The organism is Streptomyces hilarionis, assembly GCF_024539675.1.
Classification (GTDB): Bacteria; Actinomycetota; Actinomycetes; order Streptomycetales; family Streptomycetaceae; genus Streptomyces; species Streptomyces hilarionis.
In genome coordinates this window covers 40,975-48,966 of the sequence record NZ_JAHHIT010000076.1, presented here as the reverse complement: position 1 = coordinate 48,966, position 7,992 = coordinate 40,975, and the positions used below count along the sequence as shown (strand labels likewise).

At 75.4% G+C, this 7,992-nt stretch carries 5 protein-coding genes and 1 pseudogene; 3 read left to right on the top strand and 3 right to left on the bottom strand.

The features are described 5' to 3' along the window. Together KMS84_RS19885 and bdeA are read right to left on the bottom strand one after the other, a co-directional pair. Positions 1-1,707: pseudogene (locus tag KMS84_RS19885) on the bottom strand (hypothetical protein); the annotation flags it as partial. A 185-nt stretch (positions 1,708-1,892) separates the two neighbouring features. After that, complete coding sequence (bdeA, locus tag KMS84_RS19880) at positions 1,893-2,801, bottom strand: bis(hydroxyethyl) terephthalate hydrolase (RefSeq protein ID WP_256917693.1); 909 nt, start codon at positions 2,799-2,801, stop codon at positions 1,893-1,895. A gap of 489 nt (positions 2,802-3,290) precedes the next feature. Between bdeA and KMS84_RS19875 the strand changes: the two genes are divergently transcribed. The 3 genes from KMS84_RS19875 to KMS84_RS19865 all read left to right on the top strand — a co-directional run bounded on the left by KMS84_RS19875 (position 3,291) and on the right by KMS84_RS19865 (position 5,671). Further along, a complete protein-coding gene (locus KMS84_RS19875) occupies positions 3,291-3,515 on the top strand; it encodes a hypothetical protein (protein WP_256917692.1) in 225 nt (74 codons plus the stop codon). Between the two features lie 86 nt (positions 3,516-3,601). After that, positions 3,602-4,504 carry a Gfo/Idh/MocA family protein gene (locus KMS84_RS19870; protein WP_256917691.1) on the top strand — a complete coding sequence of 301 codons (903 nt, stop codon included), beginning with the start codon at positions 3,602-3,604 and terminating at the stop codon, positions 4,502-4,504. A 66-nt stretch (positions 4,505-4,570) separates the two neighbouring features. Beyond that, entirely contained in the window at positions 4,571-5,671 is a 1,101-nt protein-coding gene (locus tag KMS84_RS19865; protein WP_256917690.1) for a PP2C family protein-serine/threonine phosphatase, read from the top strand. On the opposite strand, the gene KMS84_RS19860 is transcribed toward KMS84_RS19865, so the two are convergent. Further along, the gene (locus KMS84_RS19860) at positions 5,616-7,877 is read right to left on the bottom strand and encodes an MMPL family transporter (protein ID WP_256917689.1); all 2,262 of its coding nucleotides are present in this window, start codon (positions 7,875-7,877) and stop codon (positions 5,616-5,618) included. The genes KMS84_RS19865 and KMS84_RS19860 overlap by 56 nt on opposite strands. Between the last annotated feature and the right edge of the window lie 115 nt (positions 7,878-7,992).

Below are 7,992 nucleotides of genomic sequence, written 5' to 3'. Positions count from 1 at the left end.
GGCCCGGGCCGGGGGCGGGCCGACGGGAGGGGACGCGGGGCTGCGCGGAGCGAGCGGGCCCTCGCGGACGCCGGCCTCCTCGCCCTCGCCGAGCGCCCGCAGGCAGCCGGCCGCGTCGCCCGCGGCCCAGGCCGCGTCCGAGGCGGCCAGCAGTGCGCTCTGGGCCTGCGCGGGGGCCGCCGCGGCCAGCAGGCGGGCGGCCAGGAGCAGGGACGCCCGGGCCTCGTCGACGGGACCGTCGCACAATAGCGTCATGCCGCGCACGAGCTCTGCGCGGCCGCGTACCCGTTCCGCCGCCGCGTCGTCCGGACCCGAGCCGCACAGGCCCGAGTCGGTCGGAACAGGATCGAGACGTGCCCGATCGAGACGGGCGGGGTCGAGCAGCCGCAGGGCCCGGCGCGTGCGCCCGCCGAGCAGGGCCGCTTCCGCGGCCGCCGTGGACCACTCGGCGCGCCGCACGGGGTCCTCGGCCAGTTCCGCGGCGCGGGCGAACGCCGCGCATCGCAGACGGTGCGACGCGCCGTGCACCGCGTCGTCGGCGGCCCGGGCCAGTTCGGCGGCCGTCGCGGGCCGGGGCGCCGGCGTGCCACGCGCCCGGTGCAGCAGCGCCGGCAGCCCGGCGGATCCCGCGTCGGACAGCGCCCCGGCCAGCGCACGGTGCGCGGCGCGCCTGCGCTCCGGCCGCGCGGCGGCGTACACGGCGCGGCGCAGCAGCGCGCTGTGGAAGCCGACCTCCCCGCCCGCCAGGGACAGCGCCTCGGGCAGGGCCGGCGCTTCGGCCAGGGCCGGTACGTCGTGCGGGGCGGAGGTTTCGGGCCCGGCCGGTGCCTCGGGCGGCGAGGTGGGGGCCGCTGCGCGCCGCGCGTGCGGACGCGTGGCGTGCAGGCGTGCCGCCGCCCGCAGCGCGACGCTCAGGTCGACGCGTGCCGCGCGCGGGTCGTCCGCGTCCCCGTCGCACAGTGCCGCCGCGACGATGAGCAGCAGGTCCTCCTGCGCGGGCGAGCAGGGAGTCAGCAGGCCGCCGGCCAGGCCGCCCAGCAGTTCGGCGTCGTCCGGCGGCGGCGGTGGCGTGCGACGGCCGCGCAGCTGGGCGGTCGACAGCCGCCGGACCATGGCCAGCAGCAACGCCGGATGGCCGTCCGCGGCGTCCACGAGGTCGTCGCGGACCGCCCGGTCGACGGCCCCGCCCGCAGCCTCCTCCACCAGGGCGGCCGCCTCCGTCGGCGGGAGCGGGTCGAGGCGGATCACCGGGAGCCCGGCGAACTCCGCGTCGACGCGGCGGTGTCCGGCCACGCTCAGCAGCAGGCGAACCGGACCGTCGCCCCGCAGAAACCCAGCGGCGTGTCCCACCGCGGCACGGGTGGACGCGTCCCACAGGTGCGCGTCGTCGGCGCACACCAGCAGGGGCGCCTCGGCGGACGCGGCGCGCAGCGCAGCGAGGAGGACCGCGCCCGAAGCGCCCTCGACCCGAGCCTCCCTGGCCGCGGGGTTTCCGCCCGGCCGGTCGCCGGGCGGTGCGCCGAGGAGCCGCAGGAGTGCGCGCAGGCCGCTCAGCGGCACGGCCGACGCCCCCGGGCCGGCCGCGACGCGGACCACGGATCCGGCCGGGAACGAGCGGGCGGCGGCGTCCAGGAACGTGGTACGGCCGCAGCCGGGCTCACCGGTCACCACCCGCGCGCCGCCGCCCGTGATCGTCTGTCCGGTCATTGCGACGACGCTACGGACGCCGACCGTACGGCGGAAGACGCACGACGGCGACGACGACGGTGGCGGCACGGGCCGCCCGCCCCGGCGACCAGGTGTTTCGCCCGCGACGGGCGGGGGCGTCCTTGTGCGGGCGCCCAACGGCCGCCGCCGTGCCGCGTGCACCGGCACAGCGGCGGCCCGCCGGCTCAGGACGTGTGCGGGCAGTTGCCCCGGTACTCCTCGATGGTCAGGCTCGGCCGCGGCAGCGGGCACAGGAACCGCTCGTAGCGGGTGTCGTCGTCGATGAAGCGCTTCAGCCACGACACGCTGTACTTGGCGATCGTCGTGTTCGACGAGTTGGGGGTGAAGTGGGTGGCGTTGTTCAGCTCCAGGTACGCCCGGTCCAGGGAGGAGGGCAGGCTGGAGTAGAACGGCTCGGCGTGCGTGGCGACGGGGGCGATCGTGTCGCCGTCGGCGCCGACGACCAGGGTGGGCGTCCTGACCTCGGGCCAGGTCTTGTCGAGGTTCCACGGCGTGAGCGGGATCGCGGCCTGGAGCGAGGGCCGGCTCTTGGCGGCCTCCAGGGTGCCGCCGCCGCCCATCGAGTGGCCCATGACGCCGAGCCGGCCGCTGTCGACCCGGTTGCGCACCGAGCTGACCTGGGTGAGGTGGTCCAGGGCGGCGAGCAGCTGGCGTCCGCGGGAGTCGGGCTGGTCCAGCGTGGTGAGGGTGTCGATGGTGAAGACGACGAAGCCCTGGGAGGCGAGCCGCGGGCCGAGCCAGGCGATGGAGGACTGGGTGCCGGTGTATCCGGGGGCGACGGCGACCGCGCCGAAGGTGCCGTCGGCCGTGCTGGTCGGGTAGTAGATCGTGCCGCCGCCGAAGCCGGTGACGACGAGCGGCGAGACGATGGTCTGGGAGACGGCGTAGGGGCCGCGGGCCGCCTCGACACTGGCGTCGGTGGGCGCGGGGCCCCGCTCGTAGGGGTTGTCCGCGGCGTGGGCCCCGGGGCCGTCGAGGGCGACGAGCCCGACGACGGCGGCGATCGCGGCCGTGAGGCGGGCGAGCCGGCCGGGCCGGTGGTGGGGGGCGCCGGTGGATGCTGACTGCTGCACGAGGAGTCGTCCTCTCTCGGGATGCCAGGTGTGTGCGGGACCGCCGGAGATCTGTCAGGGGTCTGTCAGGTCGACGGGACGGGTCTCGGTTGCCTGGCGTGTGGGGTGTGCCGGCCCGGTGCGCGGGCCCCCGGGGACGGCCGGCGCCGCACGCGCGGGCACGACCGCCGCCCCGGCGGACTGCGCCCTCGGAACCGGCGGACCCACTGTCGGACCGGCGCGGCCGCGCGGGGACCGGCGATGTCACCGGTCTCCGGCGCCCGGTTCGCGCCTCACCGGTCTTCGGCCCCGGTCCCGGCCGCGCCGCCGCTGCGCACTCCCGCCGGAACCGCCCGGCGGGCGGGGCTCGGCACGCTCCTCGGACCCCGCCTTCGACCTCGGCCGGCGTCCGGCGGGCACGCGTCGTGCGTCCGGGAGGCATCAGCGGCCCGATTCGGAGCACTCGGCAAGCTGTCGCCTGACGAAAGAGCCTGACGAAAAGAGAACGCCGTGCTCTGGGTCGCCGTTTTGCTGCTGCCGCTGCTGTCCGTTCTGCTGGCCTTCATGGACCGGGTGGAGGAGCGTCTGCTCGCCCCGGTCGCGGCCAGGCCCCGTCACGCCGGCCGACGACGGCATCTGCGTCTGATACGCGGCGGCGCCACGGAGCCGAAGGGGAGCGCGGCGAAGGGCGCGGCGGACGGCGCGGCGAGGACGCACGGGGTCCGGGCGGCCTGAGAGCCGTTCGGGGATGTACGCGCCGCTCGCGGTGTGCGAGGCTCGCCCGGGGGCGTCGGTCCGGCAACGGCAGGAGAGTCAGCGGCATGCGCATCGGTCTGCTCGGCACGGGCCCCTGGGCCGGCATGGTCCACGCCCCCGTGCTCGCCTCCCACGAGGGCCTCGACTTCGTCGGCGTCTGGGGCCGCCGCCCACAGGCCGCCAAGGAACTGGCCGACCGCCACGGCACGCGGGCCTACGACGACGTCGACGTCCTGATCGCGGACGTGGACGCGGTGGCCGTCGCCCTGCCGCCGGACGTCCAGGCGCGCCTCGCGACGCGGGCCGCCGGAGCCGGTCGTCATCTGCTGCTGGACAAGCCCGTCGCCGCGACGGTGACGGGAGCGCAGGCGGTGGCCCGGGCCGTGCGGGAGGCGCGGGTGGCCTCGGTCGTCTTCTTCACCACCCGGTTCCTGTCCGAGCCCCGTGCCTGGATCGCCGAGCAGGCGGAGACCGCGGGCTGGTTCACGGCGCACGCCCACTGGCTCGGGGACGTCTTCCACGAGGAGAGCGACAGCCCGTTCGCCACGCCCTGGCGCGGGGAGAAGGGCGCGCTGTGGGACGTGGGCCCGCACGCGTTGTCGGTGCTGCTGCCGGTGCTCGGCGACGTCCGCCGGGTGGCGGCCGCGGCCCACGGCCCCGGCGACACCGTCCAGGTGGTCCTGGACCACGCGACCGGCGCCTCCAGCACGCTGACGCTGAGCCTGACGGCTCCGCCCGCGGCGGCAGGGGCGGGCGTCGAGCTGCGCGGCGCCGCCGGGGTGGCGCGGCTCCCGCAGAGCGGGGCGGACGCCGCCGACGCCCTCGCCCGTGCCGCGGACGAGCTGCTCGCAGCGGCCCGCGACGGCCGCCCCCACCCCTGCGACGCCGCCTTCGGACTGCGCGTCACGGAGATCCTGGCCGACGTCGAGACGGTGTTGGACGAGGGAGCACGCCGGCTCGGCGCCTGACGTCCGCCGGCCCTGCGGCCGAGGTCTCGGCGTGCGGCCGCCCGCGCCGGGGTGGAGCGTGGGGGTGTGGGACGACTGGAGGGCGACCGGCGGAGCTGGCTGCGGGGCGCGCCGCCGCCGCGCTGGGTGCGGGCGCTGCCCCTCGTGCTGGCGGCGGGCGTCTGCGTGGCCACGCTGGTCAGCCCCGACCCCCTGGACGTCGGCTTCCTGCTGGGCGCGATCCCGCCGCTGGCCGTGCTGTCGTACGGTCCGGCGGTCACCGCGGCGCTGGGCGTGGCCGTCGTCGTGATGCTGAACGTGCCCGCGTTCCAGCTCGACCGGCCGGGCCAGACCGATGTACTGACGGTGTCCTTCGTGGCGCTGCTGAGCGTGTTCGTGGCGTTCGTGCGCCACCGGCGCGACCAGCAGCTGGACGTCGAGCGCACGATCGCGGTGGCGGCGCAGCGCGCCGTGGCGCCGCCGGTGCCCGAGCGCGTCGGCCCGCTGCGGTGCGCGGGACTGTACCGGGCCGCGCAGCGCGGGACGCTGGTCGGCGGCGACTTCTTCGACGTGCGCGAGAGCGCCCACGGGGTGCGGGCCGTGCTGGGCGACGTGCAGGGGCACGGGCTCGCGGCGGTGGCGACCGTGTCCTCGCTGCTCGGGGCGTTCCGGGAGGCGGTGCTGGACCAGGCGGACCTGGAGTCGGTGGCGGGCCGTCTGGACCGCAGGCTGGTGGTCGACTCCGCCCGCGACCCGGCCGCGGAACTGTTCGCGACGGCCGTCCTGGTGGAGTTCACGCCCGGCGCGGACGCGGTGCGCGTCGTCGTCTGCGGACATCCGCCGCCGCTGCTGCTGCGCGACGGCACGGTCACGGAGGTGGACGCCGTGCCGTGGACGCCGCTCGGGCTGGGTCTGTCGGGCGCTTCCCTGACGGCCGCCCGGCTGCCGCTGCGCCCGGGCGACCGGCTGTTCCTCGCCTCGGACGGCGTCTCGGAGGCCCGGGACGCCGACGGCGTGTTCTACCCCCTGTTGGAGCGGCTGCCCGCGCTCGCCGAGGGCGCCGACCCGGCGACGACCGCCGACCGGGTCTGGGCGGACGTGCGGCTCCACTCCCCCGCGATCCGCGACGACGTCACGATGCTGGTCCTGGCCCCGGAGCCGCCGGCGGACCGTTCCGGGGACCGCTGAGGCTCTCCGCGTCCCCCTCGGCGTCGATGTGCGGCAGGATCCGGTCCAGCCACCGCGGCGTCCACCAGGCGTGCGAGCCCAGCAGCGTCATCACGGCCGGCACCATGAGGAGCCGGACGACGGTCGCGTCGATCAGCACGCTGACGGCGAGGCCGAGTCCGAGCATCTTGACGACGATGTTGTCGCTGATGATGAAGGCGGCGAAGACGCTCACCATGATCAGGGCCGCACAGGTGATGACCCGGGCGGTGATCTCCAGGGCGTGGGCGACGGAGTCCTCGGCGTCGCCGGTGCGCAGCCACGCCTCGTGGACGCGGGAGAGCAGGAAGATCTCGTAGTCCATGCTGAGGCCGAAGATGATCGCGAACATCATCATCGGCACATAGCTCTCGATGGGCACGTCGCCGTTGACGCCCAGCGCGGGCCCGCCCCAGCCCCACTGGAAGACGGCGACGACGACGCCGTAGGAGGCGGTGATGGACAGGACGTTGAGGACGGCGGCCTTGACGGCGACCAGGAGGCCGCGGAAGACGGCGAGGATGATCAGGAACGCGAGGCCGACGACCACGCAGATGATGAGCGGGAGCCGGCTGGCGACGATGTCGCGGAAGTCGACCTGGGCCGCCGTGGTGCCGGTGACGTAGCCCTTGGCGTCGTCGTAGCCGGCGACCGCGTCGGGGAGGGTGGTGTCCTTGAGCCGGTTCACCAGGCCGGTGGTGGTGGCGTCCTGCGGGGCCTGGGTCGAGTAGACGGTGCCGATCAGCACGTCGCCGTCCTGGGTGGGCGTGAGCGGGGTGACGGTGGCCGCGTCGGGCACGGCGTTCAGCGTCTTCTGCGCCTGGGACTGGAGGTCGGAGCGTTTGTCGGTGGGGACGGACGTCTGGTCGATGACGACGGTGAGGGGGCCGTTGGAGCCGGGCCCGAAGGCCTCGGTCATCAGGTCGTAGGCCCGCCGGTCGGTGAAGGAGGTCGGGTCGGCTCCGTCGCCGATGTGGCCGAGCTGGATGGAGAAGACCGGGATGGCGAGGATCGCGATGACGGCGACGCCGCCGGCGAGGTACTGCCAGGGCTTGCGCTCGACCCGCTTGGCGTACCGGTGCCAGGTGCCGTGCGGGGTGGCGCCCGGTTCGGCGTCGGTCTCGGCGACGGGCCTGCGGACGTGCCAGCGGTCGATGCCGCGCCCGGCGAGCCCGAGCATGGCGGGCACGAGGGTGAGCGCCGCCGCGACGGCGGAGACGACGGTGACGGCGGCGGCGATGCCGAGTTTGCCGATGAAGGACACCCCGGACGCGTACAGGCCGAGCAGCGCGATGATCACGGTGGTGCCGGAGACGAGGACGGCGCGGCCGCTGGTGGCGGTGGCGTGTCCGGCGGCCTCGGCGGGATCGGCGCCGTTGATCAGGTTCTGCCGGTGCCGGGTGATCAGGAAGAGCGCGTAGTCGATGCCGACGCCGAGGCCGATCATGGTGGCGAGGGTCGGCGAGACGGTCGCGAAGGTGAACGCGGCGGCCAGCAGCCCGAGGACGGCGAGACCGGTGACCACGCCGATCAGTGCGGTGACCAGGGGCAGGCCGGCGGCGATGACACTGCCGAAGCCGACGAGCAGCACGACGATCGCGACCGCGAAGCCGATCCCCTCGCTGATGAAGTCGTTGGCCTTGGGCCGGGCGAGTTCGCCGAGCGAGCCGCCGTACTCGACGTCGACACCGGCCGCGCGCAACGGCTGGACGGCCTGGTCGACGCCGTGCAGGTAGGAGTCGCCGAGCGTGTTGGGCTGCTGGTCGAAGCGGATGGTGATGTAGCCGGTCTTGCCGTCGCTCGACACCGGCCCGACCTTGGTCGGGGTCTGCGAGAGAGGGTTCTGCACCGACAGCACGTGGGGCAGCTTCTGCAGGTCGCCCACCGTGGTGGACATCTGCGAGCTCAGCGCGCTCAGGGCCTTCTGGCCGTCGTGCATGACGATCTGCGCGCTGTATCCGCCGGCCTGCGGGTCGTGTTCCTTGAGCACGTCCAGGCCCTCTTGGGACTGGGTGTCGGAGAGGGCGAAGTTGTCCTCGAAGGAGCCGCCGACGGCGCGGTCGGTGACCTGGAGGGCGACCAGGGCGACCAGCCAGGCGAGGATGACGAGGAGGAAGTGGCGGGCGCACCAGGCGCCGAGCCTGCGCAGTGTCCCCCGTTGGGGTTTCCCGGCAGCGGTGGGTTCCATGAGCTGGGCCTTCCTGCCATGCGGCACGCGGCCGCACAGTGGTGGGGACGCCACGACACAGCTCATTACACCCTCGCTCGATCATCGCGGCATCTCGGCCTGCGGTGATCGCGAT